Below are 512 nucleotides of genomic sequence, written 5' to 3'. Positions count from 1 at the left end.
GGTCTCGGCTCGACGTGCACGGCTGTCGATTGGCTTCATCGCCGCCTTCCGGAGGGGACCCTCTTAACGGCTGCCCCGCAAACTCTCATGCTCCCCGCAGAGCCCACTCTGAACAATTCTGTGCGCTTCACTGCCTTTCTCCCGGGAAAGGAGGGATGGGCAGAAAAATCCTTCTCCGGAACGTCCCGGCAATGCCCCGTGAGCTCTCCGATTAACGATTTATGACAGCAGCATGCATCGTGAGCATGCCTGCCTCGGGTCTCGCATCCCTGCTCATTTGTGCATCGCACAGATATGTCTATTGCACTGCACAGGCAGGAACAACAGCCGCCCTCACGCCAGCGAACTGACAGGAGTTCCAAATGTTCGTGTCCCAGATTCTTGCTCAGATCCGTGCTTACATGCATTACCGCGCGACCGTCACCGAGCTGTCCAGGCTCTCCGATCGGGAACTCGATGACCTCGGCATCAGGCGCTTCCAGATCGACCGCATCGCTCGCCGGCGATAGCGG

At 59.0% G+C, this 512-nt stretch carries 1 protein-coding gene; it reads left to right on the top strand.

Features of this window, described 5'->3' with window-relative positions; genetic code table 11:
* Positions 1–362 precede the first annotated feature (362 nt).
* Positions 363–509, top strand: a complete 147-nt coding sequence (locus DC522_RS34150) for a DUF1127 domain-containing protein (RefSeq protein ID WP_116532749.1) — start codon at positions 363–365, stop codon at positions 507–509.
* The last annotated feature ends 3 nt before the right edge of the window (positions 510–512 follow it).

The sequence above is a fragment of the Microvirga sp. KLBC 81 genome, from assembly GCF_003075415.1.
Taxonomy (GTDB): Bacteria; Pseudomonadota; Alphaproteobacteria; order Rhizobiales; family Beijerinckiaceae; genus Microvirga.
This window is presented reverse-complemented; position numbering and strand designations above follow the sequence as displayed.

Bases quoted from the DNA above. Each gene is read 5' to 3' on its own strand.
- DC522_RS34150 (WP_116532749.1), top strand. From the start codon at position 363: ATGTTCGTGTCCCAGATTCTTGCTCAGATCCGTGCTTACATGCATTAC.